The sequence below is a fragment of the Salinimicrobium sp. CAU 1759 genome (assembly GCF_054482715.1).
Genome location: NZ_JBTLRK010000001.1, coordinates 1606613 through 1623518, shown reverse-complemented (window position 1 = coordinate 1623518; position 16906 = coordinate 1606613). Strand labels below are relative to the sequence as shown.

Genomic DNA, 16906 nt, shown 5'->3' with positions numbered 1-16906 from the left:
AAAACCCGGTTTATTTTGAGCACAATACTTCGTCTTAATAATCTCACTAAAAAATTTGGTCCCGTCACAGCGGTCAAAGATCTTTCCTTCACCATTGAAAAAGGAAATGTTTACGGCATTCTTGGTCCAAACGGAAGTGGCAAATCCACAACCCTTGGAATTGTTTTAAACGTAGTCAATAAGACCAGCGGCGATTTCCAGTGGTTTGACGGACGAGAAAGCACACACAATGCTTTGAAAAAAGTTGGGGCCATCATTGAGCGGCCCAATTTCTATCCATATATGACCGCCGCTCAGAACCTCGCCCTCGTGTGCAAGATAAAAAATGTTTCGCGGGACAAGATTGATGAAAAACTGGAACTGGTTGGCCTCCTTGAGAGAAAAGACAGTAAATTCCGCACTTTTTCATTGGGAATGAAACAACGGCTGGCTATTGCCTCTGCCCTCCTAAACGATCCCGAGATCCTTATTCTGGATGAGCCTACTAACGGGCTTGATCCACAGGGAATTCACCAGATAAGGGAGATCATTACCACTATTGCGGGTATGGGAACTACTATTTTACTGGCCTCGCACCTGCTTGATGAAGTGGAGAAGGTTTGTACGCATGTGGTGATCATTAGAAAAGGCGAAAAACTTTACAGCGGACCCGTAGATCAAATGAACGCCAGCTTCGGATTCTTTGAATTGAAGGCTGCAGACAATGATAAACTTAAATCCCTGCTGGAATCACATCCTTCCTTCGGAAAGATCACTGAAAAAGGGGATTGTCTTGTTGCATTTTTAGATGAGCCAATGGATGCCGAAACCCTTAATACCTATCTTTTTGATAATGGCCTGGTGCTTTCCCAACTCGTGAAACGCAAAGAAAGCCTTGAAGAACAATTCTTGCAGTTAACCAACCAAATCTCAGCTTAATGTTACGATTACTCAATATAGAATATCATAAACTGCGCTACAGCAAATCAGCAAAGGTTCTTATAACAACCTATTTTGTGTTGATCACTTTCATTTCCCTTATCGCCTCCATCGAATTCAATATTGGAGAATTCAGAGGAAGGGTTGCCGACATGGGTATTTTCAACTTTCCGTTTATCTGGCACTTCAACAGCTATGTAGCTGCCACTCTCAAGCTATTCCTGGCTATTGTGATCGTTTCGATCATGTCCAACGAATACTCCAACCGTACTCTTAAACAGAATTTGATCGATGGCTTGAGCAAAAAAGAATTTGTGCTTTCTAAATTCCTTACGGTGGTAAGCTTCGCCTTACTATCCACTATATTTCTTTTTATAGTTTCTTTGATCCTGGGGCTTTCCTTTTCAGATTATACCGAGATCTCCATCATCTTTTCAGATATGGAATATCTCTTCGCCTACTTCATAAAATTGACAGGCTTTTTTGCTTTCTGTATGTTCCTGGGAGTGCTTGTCAAAAGATCGGCTTTTGCGCTTGGTTTCCTGTTCATCTGGTGGATCCTGGAAAGTATTGCCAGAGGGGTTATGGAGTATAAACTTTTCAGAGATTCCAATATTGCAGAGAACATTGCCCAGTTCTTTCCGCTGGAATCGATGAGCATTCTCGTAAAAGAACCTTTTACACGACTGGGTGCGATCCAGTCGGCAGCTGCGCAAATGGGTTCTGAAATAACCAAGGATTATGGGATCTACTGGTACCAGCTTTTAATTGTAGTGGTCTGGACCTTCCTGTTCGTCTATTTTTCATTTTTACTACTGAAGAAGAGAGATCTCTAATCTAACTGATCCTAAACTTTTTAGAAGCCGGCAATATTTGCCGGTAGCTTCCAAATTGGCTAATTTTGCAGGTCAGCAAAAAATTCTATGAAATTTAAAGTACAGTCAGATTTTAAGCCTACAGGAGATCAGCCACAGGCGATCAAGCAGCTGGTCAATGGGATCAATAGCAACGAGAGATACCAGACCTTGCTGGGAGTAACGGGATCGGGAAAGACTTTTACGGTGGCCAACGTTATCGAAGAGGTTCAAAAACCGACTTTGGTCCTTGCCCACAACAAAACCCTGGCGGCGCAGCTTTATTCTGAATTTAAGCAGTTCTTTCCGGACAATGCAGTGGAATATTTTGTTAGCTACTACGACTATTACCAGCCCGAAGCTTTTATTCCCACATCGGGAACTTATATAGAAAAGGATCTTTCGATAAATGAAGAGATCGAGAAAATGCGACTCAGTACCACTTCTTCCCTACTCTCCGGAAGAAGGGATGTAATTGTTGTTGCTTCCGTTTCCTGTCTGTACGGGATTGGAAACCCGGTAGAATTCAAGAAGAACGTTATTTCTATTGAGCGGGACATGATGATCTCCAGGACGCAATTGCTTCACAAGCTGGTTCAGAGTCTTTATTCCAGGACTGAAGCGGAATTTAATCACGGAAATTTCCGGATTAAAGGAGACACGGTCGACATCTACCCCAGTTATGCTGATAATGCTTTCCGAATTCATTTTTTTGGAGATGAAATAGAAGAAATAGAAGCTTTTGATCCGGCCACAAATGACCTCATCGAAAAGTACGACCGCCTGAATATTTACCCTGCCAATATGTTCGTGACTTCGCCAGATGTACTGCAGGGAGCTATTAGAGAAATTCAGGATGATCTTGTCAAGCAGGTGGATTACTTCCAGGATATCGGAAAACATCTGGAGGCAAAAAGGCTGGATGAACGGACAAATTTTGACTTGGAAATGATCCGGGAGTTGGGTTATTGTTCCGGAATTGAGAACTATTCCCGATATCTCGATGGTCGTCCACCGGGAACAAGACCTTTCTGCTTACTGGATTATTTTCCTGACGATTACCTGATGGTCGTTGATGAAAGTCACGTAACGATTCCGCAGGTGCATGCGATGTACGGTGGAGACCGGTCGCGCAAAGAGACACTTGTGGAGTATGGCTTTAGGCTTCCGGCAGCCATGGATAACCGTCCGCTGAAGTTTGAAGAATTTGAAGTACTTCAGAATCAGGTGATCTATGTTAGTGCTACTCCGGCAGATTATGAGCTTCAGAAAACAGAAGGAATGTACATTGAGCAGGTGATTCGACCTACCGGCTTATTAGATCCGGTCATCGAAGTGCGACCCAGTCTCAACCAGATCGACGATCTCATTGAGGAGATGCAATTAAGGATCGACAAAGATCAAAGGATTTTGGTGACCACCCTTACCAAACGAATGGCCGAGGAGCTTACCAAATACCTGACGCGAATTGACATTCGCTGTCGTTATATACATAGCGATGTTGATACTTTGGAACGGGTGGAAATAATGCAGGACCTTCGAAAAGGCCTTTTTGACGTGCTAGTTGGGGTGAACCTTTTAAGGGAAGGACTGGACCTTCCTGAAGTTTCACTGGTAGCCATTCTCGATGCAGATAAGGAGGGATTCTTGAGAAGCAATCGCTCCCTGACTCAGACCATAGGTCGTGCTGCACGTCACCTTGAAGGAAAGGCCATTATGTATGCTGACAAGATCACGGACAGTATGCAGAAGACCATTGACGAGACTGAATACAGGAGAGAAAAGCAGTTGAAATATAATGAAGTGAACAACATCACCCCTACTGCGCTCAAAAAGTCTTTCGAGAACATGCTCGTTCGCAAAAAGCCGGAGCCTTATACCTATGAAGTTGCTCCAACCCTGCAGGCAGCCGAAGCTGAAACAGAATTCTTCAGCAAACCCCAGCTGGAAAAGCGCATCAGGGAAAAGAGAAAGGCCATGGAATCGGCAGCTAAAGAATTGGACTTTATGACTGCGGCTAAACTTCGTGACGAAATAAAAATGCTTCAGGAGAAAGTTCAGGAAGCCTCTTAGAGTGTTAAAATTTGTTTAGAGTGTTGAACAGCAGCTGAATAAATTATTATCTTGATAATAATTCCGGTGCCTCCCTCTAACTTTTATACTCGTGATCAAGACTCTTTTTAAAGGGATTGTACTACTATTGACTTGTAGCAATCTAATGGCCCAGGTGGGAATTAATACCACAGATCCTAAAGCTCAATTTGATGTTACTATTGAAAACCCTACAGCTCCCGGACCCACTGATGGTATCCTGATTCCACGGATCAATAACTTTCCAGCGACCAATCCTTCAAATGAGCAGAATGGCATGATGATTTTCCTCACCACCCAAAAAGGAGAATATTCACCAGGATTCTATTGGTGGAATTCTACTTTAGGAAAGTGGGAAGGCATGGCAGGTAAAGCCTCATCTGACTTTTATAAAGTAGGCACCACCTCGCCGGCAGCCAGTCCTAATGAAGCTGTTTACAGAAAAGGCAATGTTACTATTGGAGGTACCTCCCAAAATGTTAAGTTGAAAGTGATGATAGATGCACTTGAAGATCATGCTAACCGCACACCACTCGAAGTGGAAAATGCCAGCTCTACCACCAAGAATGTCACTTATGGAATACTTAGCAGCAACAATACTGCAACCGCAGATAAGAAATACGGAATAAAAAACTCTGTAAGTGCCAGCGGAATTGGGATCCACTACGGCATTTTTAATGAAGTCAACCAGAATACAAATGAGGAGATCTACGGGATCTGGAATGATGTAGGAAAAACATTTGGCTCCACTAAAAATCATTATGGCATCTACAATGAAATAGGTACCACCCAGGGCACCGGATTTGTTTATGGGATCTACAGCACTGCCTTTGGTAGTGATCCAAAAAAGGTATATGCAGGCTATTTTGCCGGAAGGCTGGGAATTGGAACAACAGGAAACGATTATATTCTTCCGGACGTACGCGGGCTTCAAGATCAGGTTTTGGTGACTGACGCTACCGGGATTCTCAGCTGGAAGTATCCACATTTTGGGACCTACTCCTCCACCACCTCGTCTACAGGAGCTTTTACCATACCTGATGAAGCTTATACACTCCGCATCAATAACCAGGTTAGCAGCGTGGTTATACCTGATGCAGCGCTAAATAAAAACAGGATCATTTACCTAATTAATTGGCCCGGGAATTCCTATAAATCTTTCGATTTCCTGAGTGGAAACGACCTCTTTGATATCACTACCAATTCCACAGTTACAGGAATCAATCCGGGGCAGAAATATTTAATTCAAAGCGCAGGAAACAGGTGGATACTTTTAGACAAATAAAATTAGAGGCTTTTGAGCTGAAGCCATTTGAAGAAGACGAGCTCATTTTCTCAGGATAAATCCGGAGGGACAATTAATAAAATCTCTTTGGCTGCAGACAGACCAATTCTAAGAATGTTTTCCAAAAATGTCATTTTTAGAGGTGTAGGCTAAGGTCACCTCAATTAGGAATTTTGAAGTTCTCCGGATGAATTCAGGAGACAAATTCTTTTTTTAAACTTTGCAAGTCTTATAGGAATCAAGCGTTTTAATTTCACTTGAGATTAAAAAAAGAAAACGCCCCGAAGGGCGTTCCATGAGTCAGATAAAGCAAATTCTTATTTGATATCTATCAATCGTTTAGCCTGTACTTTGGCATCCTCACGTTTAGGAAGGTCTATCTTAAGAACGCCTTCATTGTACTTTGCAGATATTTTTTCAGGATCTACAGTTTCAGGTAAGCTGAAGGCACGCTTAAAGCTAGTATAGCTAAACTCACGTCTGGTAAACCTTCCGCCGTTCTCTTTTTTCTCGTCTTCTTTCTTCACTTCAGAAGAAATAGTAAGTACTCCGTTATCCAGCTCCAGGTTGAAATCCTTCTTGGTCATTCCTGGAGCAGCAACTTCCAAAGTAAAAGCATCATCATTTTCTGAGATGTTCACGGCAGGAACGCTGGTTCCAATTCTGTTCATTCCGGAATTTCCATTGTCCATCCAATCTGTCTTGAACATGTCATCAAAAATGGATGGAAGCCAGTTGTCGGTGTTTCGCTTAATAAGGTTCATAATAATAATATTTTGAGGTTATACTTTTTTCAATTTCAATAATTCTTTGGCAAATTGAATACCAGTTGAGTTTTTATGACTTTTTGACTGGTTTTGTTATTAATAAGATGTCATTTTGACACTTTACCCTATAGATTCATATCTTCTTTTTTTTATTTTGCCTCGCCCGGCTTCTTTTATTCATCAGGGTTATGTACTTTTACACATCAAATTTCTTACATGCCATTATCCAATAATGATATTTTCAAAAAGCTTAGAGTTGCCTTAAAACTGAGAGATGATGACATAGTCCACATTTGCTCACTAGTTGATTTTAAAGTGACTAAAAGCGAAATTGGCGCGATCTTTAGAAGTGAGGACCATCCCAAATACATGGAATGTGGAGATCAGTTCCTCCGGAATTTCCTTAATGGCCTCGTGATCTATAAACGTGGGCCTATGCCCACAAAAGAAGATAAGAAGTAGCAGCCAATGGAAATTCTTGCAGAGAAGAGGACAGTTTCCCCGGCCGAAGTTGAACGTCTCAACAAGAAGTACAGGGAGCTGAACATTTACGAGAGAATTGAAGAGCTTTACAAGGACTTCGGCCTTGCTGAAGTAATGCTTACCAGTTCCTTTGCTGCAACATCGGCTTTCCTCCTAAAACTTTTTTCTGATGTTAACCGTGATCAACTGGTTTATTTCATAGATACCGGCTATCATTTCGAAGAAACGTTAGAATATAAAAAAAGCCTTAGCGAAATCTATGGTCTCCGGGTAGAATCTATTAGTTCAATTAAGGAAGAACATGAATTCACCAGGAACGATGAAACATGGAAGAAAAATCCTGATTTTTGCTGCTACATAAATAAAGTAAAACCTCTGGACCTCATTAAGTCCCGGTATACTGTGTGGGTAAGCGGATTAATGGAGTGGCAAAGTGACCATAGAGCCAGCTTGAACATCTTCGAAAACCGCGGGGAGATCCTGAAGTTCTATCCTCTATTAGATGTGAGCAAAGAGCAGCGGGATCAATTTATTTCGGAAAACAAATTACCATTTCACCCCTTGGTTGCAAAAGGATACAGCTCCATTGGATGCACACATTGCACTGCTCCCGGTAAGGAAAGGACCGGCCGCTGGAATAATAATCCCAAAACGGAATGTGGACTCCACTTATAATAAAAAATCCCGGAGTGATTACTTCCGGGATTTTTTAGGTTAATAAGCAGCTACTTTTAACTCAACTTAGCTACAACAGTGAGTTCATAGATCTTACCTTTCATCCAGTACGTTGTAGGCAATTGCTTGTCGATCAACTGCTTTTGAATGTATTCGTTCACCTTCTCATTTGTAGAAGCTACTGAAAGGCTCTGGATCTTTTGATCATCAGAAACAGAAAAGAATACTGTAATTTCAAATGGCTCGCACTCGCTGGCTACATTCATATCCTTTAGCATTCTTTCAATTTCTACAGATACTGAATCTGGATTTGCGAGATTAGTGATTTCCTTTGCTGAAACAGATGAAGAAAGGATAAGTGCAAATACTACTAACAACAGTTTTAAATTTTTCATGACGTTCGTTTTTTAGATTAATTGATGCGATTTAATGATTGATGATTTACTTTAAAGACTTTTGTAAAAAGCAATTGTTACAGGCCCGGAGATTTTTAACAAAACTTTTTGAAGCTGCTGTGTAAGCTTATAAAAAACCCGGCTCAAGGCCGGGTTTTTTGTAAGCTGCAAAAAGTTATTTTTTTGCCTCCACCTTTACGGGCAATTCATAGATCTTTTCACTAACCCAGGAATTCCCATAAAGCTTTTGATTTTCCAATCTCTTTTTAAGGAACAGATTCACCTCTTCATTTGGTGATTTGATGGACCTTATCTCAATTCTACTTTCTGCATTTACTTTGAAAATCACAGTGACAGTAAATTCCTCCTCAATTATGAGATCTGAGTCCGAAAGCATTTGCTCTATCTGGGTACTTATTGGCTCCCATTTTTCTTCCAAAGTGGTAGTCGAGTTTGCAAAAGTTGCAGTTGATACTGTTAGTACAAATGCGGCTAAAAATTGTCTAAAGCGTTTCATAATGATCGTTTTTAAATTAATTACTGATTGATGATTGTACCCTAAAGACCACGAGTAAACTTATTTTGTTACAGTAAAAATTTTTGGTTAACAGAATTTTAACTTTTTAAATAGTTTCGGTCACTCTCAACCTCACACCCTGGAACAAAAAAACCCCGGATCTCTCCGGGGTTCTCTTCACTGAAAAATAATCTTTTTTTTAAGCGAGTACCTCCTGTACTTTATCTGCCGCTTCCTGGAATTCAACAGCACTGTACACATCTAGTCCGCTGTTGTCGATCAATTCTTTGGCGATGTCTGCATTGGTCCCCTGAAGACGAACAATAATAGGCACCTTAATAGTATCTCCCATGTTCTTATATGCGTCAACAATACCCTGCGCAACACGGTCACATCTTACTATTCCTCCAAAAATGTTAACAAGAATAGCTTTTACGTTTTCGTCCTTTAATATCAGTCTAAATGCCTCTTCTACTCGTTTAGCATCTGCAGTACCACCCACATCAAGGAAATTGGCGGGTTCTCCACCTGCCTGCTTAATGAGATCCATAGTAGCCATTGCCAAACCGGCACCGTTCACCATACATCCAACGTTCCCATCAAGATCTACATAGTTAAGACCTACTGCCTTAGCTTCTACCTCAACCGGATTTTCTTCTCTAGTGTCACGCATTTCAGCATAATCCTTGTGACGGAAAAGTGCATTGTCATCAAGAGTTACCTTTGCATCAACAGCCATGATCTTATCATCGCTGGTCTTAAGCACCGGATTGATCTCGAAAAGTGAGGAGTCAGATTTTGAAAATGCCTCATAAAGAGACATTACAAATTTTGTCATTTCTTTAAAAGCATTTCCGCTTAAGCCAAGGTTGAATGCAATTCTCCTGGCCTGGAAAGGCAATAATCCTGTAGCAGGATCAATTTCTTCATTAAATATAAGGTGCGGAGTTTCCTCGGCAACTGTTTCAATATCCATTCCTCCTTCAGTAGAATAAATGATCATATTCTTTCCGGTTGAACGGTTAAGTAGTACAGACATATAGTATTCTTCAGGCTCACTATCTCCGGGATAATACACATCCTCGGCGATCAATACCTGGTGAACTTTTTTACCTTCCGCAGAAGTTTGCGGAGTAACCAGGTTCATTCCAATAATTTGCCCTGCGATCTCTTCAACCTCCTGAAGATTTTTGGCAAGTTTAACACCTCCACCTTTTCCACGCCCACCTGCATGCACCTGGGCTTTGATTACATGCCATCCTGTGCCGGTTTGTTCTGTAAGTTTTTTTGCAGCTTCAACTGCCTCTTTTGGATCCTGGGCAACAATGCCACGCTGTACGCGCACCCCAAAACTGCTCAAAATTTCTTTTCCCTGATATTCGTGTATGTTCATAATAAGGTGTTTCTTCAGTGTTTGTTAAGGTCCACAAAAGTAACAAATGTTAGAGGATTCTGCCAATCTTTTTTAGAGCATTAGCAGGAAAACAGGGCTTTTTGATTACTTATTGCTCCTTAACCTGAATTCCCTGAAATCAAGGGGATCATAATTTCTAAAGTGACCGTTGAGTTCGATGACCTGTTTTGTGCGATTCATCTCCTGTACAATAGGAATAGTAATGAGCAAATGGTTGATTAAAAATTCCTGCCGGTCTTTTTCTGAAGTCATCTTGAGCAGCGCATATTCCTGCTGTTGGGAAAGGCCGATCTTATGAGCAAGGGTGTAACTATTAAATGACTGAAGATCTAAAACAGGCCTTGGAACTTCCAGGTGGACGTAAAGTTCAAAAATGAGCTCCAATAATTGATTTTTAAGAGCCTCGTTAGAGTCATTTTCGTCCTCAAGAAATTCCACATCTCCCCCTGCATAGAACTTGCCGTTCTCATTATGGTCGAATTCGGTGATCCGGAAGACCCGTAACCCCTTACAGATAATATCTCTGGCACCAGATTCATATTTACGCATCGTTTCCACCAGTTCCATTTCTGTACCGTACTCGAGATGATTGTTCATGTATACAGGTATCCCGAATGTGATCCCGGTATGTTCACAATCATCGATCAACTGCTTATATCGTTTCTCGAATATGTGAAGTGGCAACTTCTCACCGGGGTATACAATTGTCTGCAAAGGAAAGAGGGCTAATCTTGAAACCATAACTCACTGAATTACAGATTCAAATTACAAAATTTATTCAAGTCTTCCAGAATTCAGATTGAGATTTTGCACTTAATATTTATCTAATAAATAACAATTTGTTAGAATTGGTTAATTTTCACTACGTGGTACGCTAAAGCCAGAAATCCATTTTACTTTTGCCACATAATTTGAATAATATGAATAATCTGGACTTTCTAAGAATAGCAGAGGAATATGGCAGCCCCGTATATGTATATGATGCTGAAAAGATCATTTCACAGTATAACCGTCTTACGGCTGCGTTCAGTAAAGTAAAGAACCTGCGAATTCATTATGCTGTTAAGGCCCTTTCGAATATTTCAATTTTAAACTTATTCCAGAATCTTGGTGCAGGCCTTGATACTGTCTCAATACAGGAAGTCAAGTTAGGACTGGAAGCCGGAGTAGATCCCTCTAAGATCATTTATACTCCCAACGGAGTTTCCCTTGAGGAGATCGAAGAAGTTGCCAATATGGGAGTGCAGATCAATATCGATAACCTTTCCATTCTAGAGCAATTTGGAACCCGGCATCCTAAAATTCCCGTGTGCATAAGGATCAATCCTCACGTTATGGCAGGTGGAAATACGAATATTTCTGTGGGACATATAGATTCTAAATTTGGTATTTCCATTCACCAGATCCCTCATTTGTTGCGTATCGTGGAGAATACAGGAATGCATATCAATGGAATCCACATGCACACCGGCAGTGATATTTTGGACATTGAAGTTTTTCTTTATGCTTCGGAAATCCTGTTTGACACTGCCCGAAATTTTAAAGACCTGGAATTCCTTGACTTCGGCAGCGGGTTCAAAGTACCATATAAAGAAGGGGATATTGAGACCAATATTGAAGAGCTGGGTGAAAAATTAACTGCAAAATTCAAGTCCTTCTGCAAAGAATACGGCAGAGATCTTACCCTTGCCTTTGAACCGGGGAAATTTCTGGTAAGTGAGGCAGGTAAATTCCTCGCCCGGGTGAACGTTATAAAACAAACAACCTCCACCGTCTTCGCCGGAGTGGATACAGGTTTTAATCACCTCATCCGTCCCATGTTCTACGGTTCCCGACATGAGATCCACAACATTTCCAATCCTCAAGGAAAGGAACGTTTTTATTCGGTTGTAGGTTACATCTGTGAAACCGACACCTTTGCGAATAATCGAAGAATAGCTGAAATAAAGGAAGGCGATATATTAGCCTTTGATAATGCAGGAGCATATTGCTATTCCATGGCCAGCAACTTCAATTCCCGTTACCGTCCGCCGGAGGTAATGTGGTACAATGGAGAAGCTCATCTTATTCGAAAGAGGGAAAATTTTGAAGATCTTACTCGCGGACAGGTAAAACTCGACCTTTCTGCTTTAAAAGAAAAAGTATAGAACTTCAAAAATGTCACTTTTGAGAGAAATTTCGCTGGAAAAAGACCGAAAATTCTTCAAAAACTGGAAAAAGTCGCCTGTTCTTTGCCTTTCTTGATCAATACTGTTAGGTTTGTGAAAATTCAAAACAAAAAATATGATCTTAAGTAAGATGAAGATGTTAGGCCTTTTATTTTTTATGATGATAGGCACCTCCACATTAATGGCTCAAACGAATGTGAGCGATCAGGAAATTGAAAAATTTGCCGTCACTTTTCAGAAGATGCGCATGATCAATCAACAAGCTCAGCAGGAACTAAGCCAGGTGATCACCGAGGAAGGAATGGAGATCAACAGGTTCAATACCATTCACCAGGCACAAATGGATCCTCAAAAGGAAGTGGAAATGTCTAAAGAAGAAGAAAAAAAGTATCAGGCAATAATAAAAGAGCTTAATTCAATGCAGGCAGAATTTCGCCAGGAGATCGAAGAAATGGTCAAAGACGGCGGACTTTCCTTTGAGCGATATGAGGAAATTGGAAACCAATTGCAGAACGATGCGGAACTTCAGGAAAGGCTTCGGGAAGAATTGACCAACTAGAGAATCCGCTACAGTAAAATTAAAGGCTGCTCAAAAATGACATTTTTGAGCAGCCTTTTTTTATCTCTGTTCAACAAGCCTATATACTTCTTTCCAGTTCCATCCCGCATACTTGAGACTTGAAGAGAATTGCTTGTCTATTTCAACATTATTCTCAAAATAATAACCATATTTCATCCAGTGGCTTCTGTAAGTCTTTAATTCCTCCTCACTATGTTGAGAAGCATCTGCCTCTTCCAGTGCCAGGTCGAGATATTTTTCTATTCCGTTTATTATTACTGAAAGTTTTTTGTACTGTACTGTTTCCTCTTTCCAATCCAGTCGAACAATCATTAGCACCTCATAAAGCCGCGCAAGCTGAAGGATCAATGCAGATTCATGGCTCTTGGAAAGAAAGTAATTGGCCATTGGAAAAGCCAGGTAACTACTGGCGTTCTGTAAAATTTGCTGTCTTAGGTCACTGGCATTAGATACCAGGTTTTCCAGGTCCTCCTGCTGCTTATAGAAATTAAAGATTTCCTCCACATCCTTCCCCATCGTATAAATGAAGAATGACAACTGCTTTTTGCTGAGCACGGCATTAATAACACTAAGAAGGTAAGTCAATCCTGTTGTGATAAGTATAAAGCCCGAAAAAGCAAGGATTCCGGTAAGCACCCTACTGGTATCGGTTCCCGGAACAAAATCCCCTACTCCCAGCGTAGAAAGTACATATGAGGTGTAATAGAATCTTTCAGGATGATCTGCAGGCACACCTGTGGTTCCGTTTACGACCATTTCCTCTCCTGCAGTAAAAACCGTGTAAGCTCCTATAAATAGTAACAACATCCAGAAAAAAGTGGTAACAAGAAGGTGAGTAAGCCCAGAAAACTTAAAAATTGTCCGGGCCCGGTTCTGAATAAAGATTCGGTTAAGAATTTGATTGATGATCCTGGAAAAGATCCCAAATCCATTACCTGATAAGGTGGTATGAAAAAAATCCAGGTACGTGAAAATAATAATTGCGAGACCAATTACAATTTGAGCTGTTTGCATATTTCCTAAATTAATTAAAACCTCCTTAAAAAATTCTAATATGAACTTAAACTTTTCTAAAGCCTCACCTCCTCATTTCCATAACAGGTAGTGTTTTTCGTAAATTATAGAACATTAAAAAAAGTGGATATGAAACTGGAAAAGGAAAAGGAATTCATAAAACCCTTACAGAATGCACAGGATCTGGATCCCCTTATTGATAAGATAGGAGAATCGAAGTATGTACTTTTAGGAGAAGCCAGTCATGGAACACACGAGTACTACACGTGGAGGGCAGAGATCTCCAAAAGACTCATTAAAGAAAAAGGTTTCTCTTTTGTTGCTGTAGAAGGAGACTGGCCCGATTGTTTTGAGATCAACCGCTGGGTGAAGGACCTACCCGGAACTCCTTCAAAAATTTCTGAAGTGCTTCATAACTTCAGGCGTTGGCCTACCTGGATGTGGGCCAACTGGGAAATAGCCGCTTTTGCTGAATGGATGAAAGGTCATAACAAGATCCTCGACCCAAAGGAAAAGGTGGGATTCTACGGGCTTGACGTTTACAGTCTATGGGAATCAATGGAGATCATCGTCAAATACCTTGAAAAAGAAGACCCTGAAGTTGCCACCCTCGCCCGGCGCACAGCCGAATGCTTCGAGCCGTACCGGCAGAACGACTCTTACGTTACTGCTTACCGTGGGATGAACCAAAAATGCCGGAATGAAGTTGTACAACTACTGAAGGAAGTCCGGCAAAAAACTGAAAAATATGAGAATGAACCCGAAGCCGGACTTAATGCCGAGCTAAATTCCCTGGTGCTCAAAAATGCTGAAAAGTACTATGAAGCCATGGCGCAATTCGACCATTCCTCCTGGAATGTGAGGGACAGCCATATGGTGGAGACCCTAAACACTCTAATGGACTACCACGGCAAGGATGCAAAGGTCATTGTTTGGGAACACAATACGCATATTGGAGATGCGAGAGCAACAAGCATGGCTGCCCAGGGTCTGCACAATGTGGGACAACTGGTAAGGCAGCAACATTCCAAAGATGGGGTTTACCTTGTTGGATTTGGATCCTATGAAGGATCTGTGATCGCAGGAGATTTTTGGGGAGCACCCATGAAAAAAATGGAACTGCCAAAAGGAATTGATGGCAGCGTAGAAAAGATGTTGCACACCATGGGAGCAGAAAATAAGCTGTTAATCTTCGAAGAAGGAACAGATCTCTATAAAAAGTTACAGGACAAGATTGGACATCGTGCCGTGGGCGTAGTCTACGATCCTCACCGGGAAAGGGGAAATTATGTTCCTTCAAAAATGGCAAAAAGATACGATGCCTTTATGTACATCGATCAAACTCAGGGACTGCACCCACTCCACCTCAAACCGGACGGTAGTAAAACTCCGGAAACTTATCCCTTCGGAATATAAATCTTGATATGAAAATAAAGATCCTCGGCACCCGCGGAAAAATAGAACCCAAAGCACAAGATCACGTTCGCCATACCGGGTTTCTCATTGACGAGCAGATACTTGTGGATATTGGGGAACCTGAATATATGGACTATCGACCTGCAGCGGTGGTTTTCACTCATTTCCATCCCGACCATGCCTTCTTTGTTCCTGAAAAAGAAAAATTCACCCCCAAAATTCCCCTTTTTGGACCCGAAGCTCATGAACTCATTCCAGAGCTGAAAGTGATCTCGGGCAAGTTTGAGGTTGAAGACTATACCTTCACTCCTATTCCGGTCATACACGCTTTGAAACTGAAGTCTCTGGGTTACATCATTGAAAAAGATAAAAAAAGACTATTCATGACCGGGGATGTCGCCTGGATTGAAAAGGCTAATCTAGCTGAAATTCCTCTGCTCGACCTGGTGATCACAGAAGCCAGTTTTATCAATAAGGGCGGTAGAATAAACCGGAAGAAAGACAGGATCTTTGGACATACGGGAGTGCCGGATCTTATTCGCTTACTGAGTCCGCACACAAAAAAGATCGCTTTTTGCCACTATGGGGAATGGTTCTTTAAAAATTCCCCGGAGGAAAGCAAGCAACAAATAAAAGCTCTTGAAGAAGAGGTGGAACTCATTCCTGCACACGACGGGATGGAACTTGAAGTTTAGCCTTGCCCAAACATTTCTCTTAACTGCCTGGCATTTTCAGGAGCATGAGCGTGTATGTCATTATTGAAATAGATGTAGATCTCTTTTAATCCACTGTCATTTATCTTTTTATGCCATTCCTGTAGTTCAGTTTCAGAATAAAGATGATCATACCAATCCTTTCCCGTACCATGAAAGCGCAGGTAACCAACTTTACCGGTGGTAATAAGATCATCGGGAAATTCGGGACTTGAGATAGAACTGAAGATGATCTTATTCTTCCTCAAAATTTCATAGACTTCCTCATCATACCAGGAGTCATGGCGAAATTCCAGCACATTCTTCAGAGTAGGATCCAGGGTTCGACAAAATTCTTCAAGCTTCTCATCATTCCGGTGCAGGTTTGGGGGCAACTGCCAAAGAATACATCCTAAATTCTTCTTTAGAAGTTTCGCCAGTAACTCAAAATCCCTGACACTTTCTGAAGCTTCTTTAAGCTTCTTTCGGTGAGTGACATAACGATGCCCTTTCAGTGTGAATTGAAAATTCTTTTCTACCGTATCTTTCCAGGTATTAAGAGCATTCTCCCGCGGGAATCTGTAGAACGTATTGTTGATCTCTACGGTGTCAAAAATGTTAGAATAATACTCCAGCCATTTTCGCTGCGGCATTTTTTTCGGATAGAAAGGACCACGCCATTCCTTATAATTATATCCTGAACAGCCAATATGCACCTTCATTTTTGCTCTTTTTGACAGGATGGGCAAAAATATGTACTACGGCCGGAAACCTTTATCTGCTTTATTTTGCCCTCACACTTTGGGCAATCATCTCCTTCTTTTCTGTGTTTTATTAAATAAGAATCAGGGAAATCGTTTCTCACTCCTTCTTTTTTGATAGCCATTTCCAGTACGTTCCTCATCTTTTTAAAAAGCTGCTTTTGCTCTTTTTCTGAAAGCTTATTTGTCTTTGTTTTTGGATGGATTTCGCACTGGTACAGCATTTCATCGGAATACACATTTCCAATACCGGCCATTACATGTTGATCTGTAAGAACTCCTTTGATGCTTCCGGTTTTGTCCTTTAACAGCTCTATAAATTCGTTCTCACTCAGCTCTAAAGCATCTTTGCCCAGCTCCTGCCTCTCCCTGAAGTCATTAAGACCTTTAGCTAAAAAAAGTTTCCCGAGCTTCCTCCTGCACACATAGGCGAGATGATCATTGTCCTCAAAGGAGAAGATCACCCGGGAATATTTCGGCGGCTCCTGGTTCTTGTAATATTCAATCTTTCCGGTCATTCCAAAATGCATTATAAGTGCTTTGTCTCCAGAAGTCTCGATCACCAGATATTTACCGAGCCTATGACTCCCTGTAAATGCCTTTCCCTTGAGAGCCTTTGTGAATTCCTCTTTAGGTGCCTGTAAGCCTCCTGTATGTAAATATTCTATAGCAGTGATCTTTTTATTTAATGAGGTGGCGTCCAGGTAATCTTTGGTAAGGGAAATTTCGGGAAGTTCTGGCATAGTCGTTGTCTTGTTGCTTTTGAGATTGTCCTTTTAAATTATCAAAAATCAGCTGAACACCCTATTTTTTATGAAAAGTTTGGAAAAAATCTGTTCTGTATATTTTAACTTAAAGGGGCAGAAATAAAAGATT

General features: G+C 41.2%; 18 protein-coding genes. 10 read left to right on the top strand and 8 right to left on the bottom strand.

What is annotated here, in order from left to right:
* Positions 1-15: 15 nt before the first annotated feature.
* The 4 genes from ACXYMT_RS07265 to ACXYMT_RS07250 all read left to right on the top strand — a co-directional run bounded on the left by ACXYMT_RS07265 (position 16) and on the right by ACXYMT_RS07250 (position 5148).
* Positions 16-918, top strand: coding sequence for an ABC transporter ATP-binding protein (locus ACXYMT_RS07265; RefSeq protein WP_459058418.1), 903 nt, complete (start codon positions 16-18; stop codon positions 916-918).
* Positions 918-1754, top strand: coding sequence for an ABC transporter permease (locus tag ACXYMT_RS07260; RefSeq protein WP_459058417.1), 837 nt, complete (start codon positions 918-920; stop codon positions 1752-1754). The genes ACXYMT_RS07265 and ACXYMT_RS07260 overlap by 1 nt, the downstream gene beginning before the upstream one ends.
* Before the next feature lie 87 nt (positions 1755-1841).
* Positions 1842-3845 carry an excinuclease ABC subunit UvrB gene (uvrB, locus tag ACXYMT_RS07255; protein WP_459058416.1) on the top strand — a complete coding sequence of 668 codons (2004 nt, stop codon included), beginning with the start codon at positions 1842-1844 and terminating at the stop codon, positions 3843-3845.
* Between the two features lie 91 nt (positions 3846-3936).
* The gene (locus ACXYMT_RS07250) at positions 3937-5148 is read left to right on the top strand and encodes a hypothetical protein (protein WP_459058415.1); all 1212 of its coding nucleotides are present in this window, start codon (positions 3937-3939) and stop codon (positions 5146-5148) included.
* 317 nt (positions 5149-5465) lie between these two features.
* On the opposite strand, the gene ACXYMT_RS07245 is transcribed toward ACXYMT_RS07250, so the two are convergent.
* Entirely contained in the window at positions 5466-5912 is a 447-nt protein-coding gene (locus tag ACXYMT_RS07245) for an Hsp20/alpha crystallin family protein (protein ID WP_459058414.1), read from the bottom strand.
* A 219-nt stretch (positions 5913-6131) separates the two neighbouring features.
* On the opposite strand from ACXYMT_RS07245, the gene ACXYMT_RS07240 reads away from it, so the two are divergent.
* Both ACXYMT_RS07240 and ACXYMT_RS07235 read left to right on the top strand, forming a co-directional pair.
* Positions 6132-6377: a DUF1456 family protein gene (locus tag ACXYMT_RS07240; protein WP_459058413.1), complete on the top strand. Its 246-nt coding sequence runs from the start codon at positions 6132-6134 to the stop codon at positions 6375-6377.
* Positions 6378-6383: 6 nt separating this feature from the next.
* Complete coding sequence (locus ACXYMT_RS07235; RefSeq protein ID WP_459058412.1) at positions 6384-7073, top strand: phosphoadenylyl-sulfate reductase; 690 nt, start codon at positions 6384-6386, stop codon at positions 7071-7073.
* 56 nt (positions 7074-7129) lie between these two features.
* Here the strand turns inward: ACXYMT_RS07235 and ACXYMT_RS07230 are convergent, their stop codons facing one another.
* The 4 genes from ACXYMT_RS07230 to ACXYMT_RS07215 all read right to left on the bottom strand — a co-directional run bounded on the left by ACXYMT_RS07230 (position 7130) and on the right by ACXYMT_RS07215 (position 10140).
* On the bottom strand, positions 7130-7468 hold the full coding sequence (locus ACXYMT_RS07230) for a hypothetical protein (protein ID WP_459058411.1): 339 nt from the start codon (positions 7466-7468) through the stop codon (positions 7130-7132).
* 175 nt (positions 7469-7643) lie between these two features.
* Complete coding sequence (locus ACXYMT_RS07225; protein WP_459058410.1) at positions 7644-7985, bottom strand: hypothetical protein; 342 nt, start codon at positions 7983-7985, stop codon at positions 7644-7646.
* Between the two features lie 199 nt (positions 7986-8184).
* A complete protein-coding gene (gene sucC / locus ACXYMT_RS07220) occupies positions 8185-9378 on the bottom strand; it encodes an ADP-forming succinate--CoA ligase subunit beta (RefSeq protein ID WP_459058409.1) in 1194 nt (397 codons plus the stop codon).
* A 105-nt stretch (positions 9379-9483) separates the two neighbouring features.
* Positions 9484-10140 carry an LON peptidase substrate-binding domain-containing protein gene (locus ACXYMT_RS07215; protein WP_459058408.1) on the bottom strand — a complete coding sequence of 219 codons (657 nt, stop codon included), beginning with the start codon at positions 10138-10140 and terminating at the stop codon, positions 9484-9486.
* Positions 10141-10319: 179 nt separating this feature from the next.
* On the opposite strand from ACXYMT_RS07215, the gene lysA reads away from it, so the two are divergent.
* Together lysA and ACXYMT_RS07205 are read left to right on the top strand one after the other, a co-directional pair.
* The gene (gene lysA, locus ACXYMT_RS07210) at positions 10320-11546 is read left to right on the top strand and encodes a diaminopimelate decarboxylase (protein WP_459058407.1); all 1227 of its coding nucleotides are present in this window, start codon (positions 10320-10322) and stop codon (positions 11544-11546) included.
* Positions 11547-11682: 136 nt separating this feature from the next.
* Positions 11683-12126, top strand: a complete 444-nt coding sequence (locus ACXYMT_RS07205) for a DUF4168 domain-containing protein (RefSeq protein ID WP_459058406.1) — start codon at positions 11683-11685, stop codon at positions 12124-12126.
* Positions 12127-12186: 60 nt separating this feature from the next.
* Here the strand turns inward: ACXYMT_RS07205 and ACXYMT_RS07200 are convergent, their stop codons facing one another.
* Positions 12187-13161, bottom strand: a complete 975-nt coding sequence (locus tag ACXYMT_RS07200) for a potassium channel family protein (protein ID WP_459058405.1) — start codon at positions 13159-13161, stop codon at positions 12187-12189.
* 129 nt (positions 13162-13290) lie between these two features.
* Between ACXYMT_RS07200 and ACXYMT_RS07195 the strand changes: the two genes are divergently transcribed.
* Positions 13291-14577 (top strand): erythromycin esterase family protein, encoded by a 1287-nt coding sequence (locus ACXYMT_RS07195; RefSeq protein WP_459058404.1) that lies wholly within the window; start codon positions 13291-13293, stop codon positions 14575-14577.
* Positions 14578-14585: 8 nt separating this feature from the next.
* On the top strand, positions 14586-15272 hold the full coding sequence (locus tag ACXYMT_RS07190; protein WP_459058403.1) for an MBL fold metallo-hydrolase: 687 nt from the start codon (positions 14586-14588) through the stop codon (positions 15270-15272).
* On the opposite strand, the gene ACXYMT_RS07185 is transcribed toward ACXYMT_RS07190, so the two are convergent.
* Positions 15269-15991 (bottom strand): DUF72 domain-containing protein, encoded by a 723-nt coding sequence (locus ACXYMT_RS07185; RefSeq protein WP_459058402.1) that lies wholly within the window; start codon positions 15989-15991, stop codon positions 15269-15271. The two genes, ACXYMT_RS07190 and ACXYMT_RS07185, sit on opposite strands and share 4 nt — an antisense overlap.
* Positions 15988-16773 (bottom strand): Fpg/Nei family DNA glycosylase, encoded by a 786-nt coding sequence (locus tag ACXYMT_RS07180; RefSeq protein ID WP_459058401.1) that lies wholly within the window; start codon positions 16771-16773, stop codon positions 15988-15990. Before ACXYMT_RS07180 ends, ACXYMT_RS07185 begins: the two co-directional genes overlap by 4 nt.
* Between the last annotated feature and the right edge of the window lie 133 nt (positions 16774-16906).

Excerpts from the sequence above, each read along its gene's own strand:
- ACXYMT_RS07260 (WP_459058417.1), top strand. The coding sequence starts at position 918 with ATGTTACGATTACTCAATATAGAATATCATAAACTGCGCTACAGCAAA.
- uvrB (WP_459058416.1), top strand. The coding sequence starts at position 1,842 with ATGAAATTTAAAGTACAGTCAGATTTTAAGCCTACAGGAGATCAGCCA.
- ACXYMT_RS07245 (WP_459058414.1), bottom strand. The coding sequence starts at position 5,912 with ATGAACCTTATTAAGCGAAACACCGACAACTGGCTTCCATCCATTTTT.
- ACXYMT_RS07240 (WP_459058413.1), top strand. The coding sequence starts at position 6,132 with ATGCCATTATCCAATAATGATATTTTCAAAAAGCTTAGAGTTGCCTTA.
- ACXYMT_RS07235 (WP_459058412.1), top strand. The coding sequence starts at position 6,384 with ATGGAAATTCTTGCAGAGAAGAGGACAGTTTCCCCGGCCGAAGTTGAA.
- ACXYMT_RS07230 (WP_459058411.1), bottom strand. The coding sequence starts at position 7,468 with ATGAAAAATTTAAAACTGTTGTTAGTAGTATTTGCACTTATCCTTTCT.
- ACXYMT_RS07225 (WP_459058410.1), bottom strand. The coding sequence starts at position 7,985 with ATGAAACGCTTTAGACAATTTTTAGCCGCATTTGTACTAACAGTATCA.
- sucC (WP_459058409.1), bottom strand. The coding sequence starts at position 9,378 with ATGAACATACACGAATATCAGGGAAAAGAAATTTTGAGCAGTTTTGGG.
- ACXYMT_RS07215 (WP_459058408.1), bottom strand. The coding sequence starts at position 10,140 with ATGGTTTCAAGATTAGCCCTCTTTCCTTTGCAGACAATTGTATACCCC.
- lysA (WP_459058407.1), top strand. The coding sequence starts at position 10,320 with ATGAATAATCTGGACTTTCTAAGAATAGCAGAGGAATATGGCAGCCCC.
- ACXYMT_RS07205 (WP_459058406.1), top strand. The coding sequence starts at position 11,683 with ATGATCTTAAGTAAGATGAAGATGTTAGGCCTTTTATTTTTTATGATG.
- ACXYMT_RS07200 (WP_459058405.1), bottom strand. The coding sequence starts at position 13,161 with ATGCAAACAGCTCAAATTGTAATTGGTCTCGCAATTATTATTTTCACG.
- ACXYMT_RS07195 (WP_459058404.1), top strand. The coding sequence starts at position 13,291 with ATGAAACTGGAAAAGGAAAAGGAATTCATAAAACCCTTACAGAATGCA.
- ACXYMT_RS07190 (WP_459058403.1), top strand. The coding sequence starts at position 14,586 with ATGAAAATAAAGATCCTCGGCACCCGCGGAAAAATAGAACCCAAAGCA.
- ACXYMT_RS07185 (WP_459058402.1), bottom strand. The coding sequence starts at position 15,991 with ATGAAGGTGCATATTGGCTGTTCAGGATATAATTATAAGGAATGGCGT.
- ACXYMT_RS07180 (WP_459058401.1), bottom strand. The coding sequence starts at position 16,773 with ATGCCAGAACTTCCCGAAATTTCCCTTACCAAAGATTACCTGGACGCC.